The 376-nt window shown below is 60.9% G+C and carries 1 pseudogene; it reads right to left on the reverse strand.

Annotated elements, in window-relative coordinates:
* Positions 1-80 precede the first annotated feature (80 nt).
* A pseudogene (locus tag QSV46_RS39225) lies at positions 81-376 on the reverse strand (IS5/IS1182 family transposase); the annotation flags it as partial.

Here is a 376-nt window from a genome sequence, read left to right on the forward strand (position 1 = left end):
TGCTCCCTTTCGATAATCTGTAAAGCCGATCCTACCAACCCTCGTGTCCGCAAGAAGACGTCAGCCGCGATTACGCCATGTTAAGAAGCCGAATTGAGCGGGACTGGACAGGCAAGCGTATGCGATAGCTGGATCAGGAAGAGGCACAAGAGTTCTCTGAGCCAGGCGAGGATGCGGCGGAAGTTGTGGCCCACTGCTGAGAGCACGACGTTGGCGGCGTCGCCGGCGCGGCCTTTGAGGTAGCAGCGGCCAAGGTGACCTTCGGCCTTCAGGTGTCCGATGATGGGCTCGATGGTGGAGCGGCGCCGGAGCTCGCGCTTGATGGCGCCGAACACGCCGCGCTTCTGGCCCGAAATGAAGACGCGACGGGGATTTT

Origin of the sequence: Bradyrhizobium cosmicum, from assembly GCF_032290525.1 — a bacterium.
In the GTDB taxonomy this organism is placed as follows: Bacteria; Pseudomonadota; Alphaproteobacteria; order Rhizobiales; family Xanthobacteraceae; genus Bradyrhizobium; species Bradyrhizobium cosmicum_A.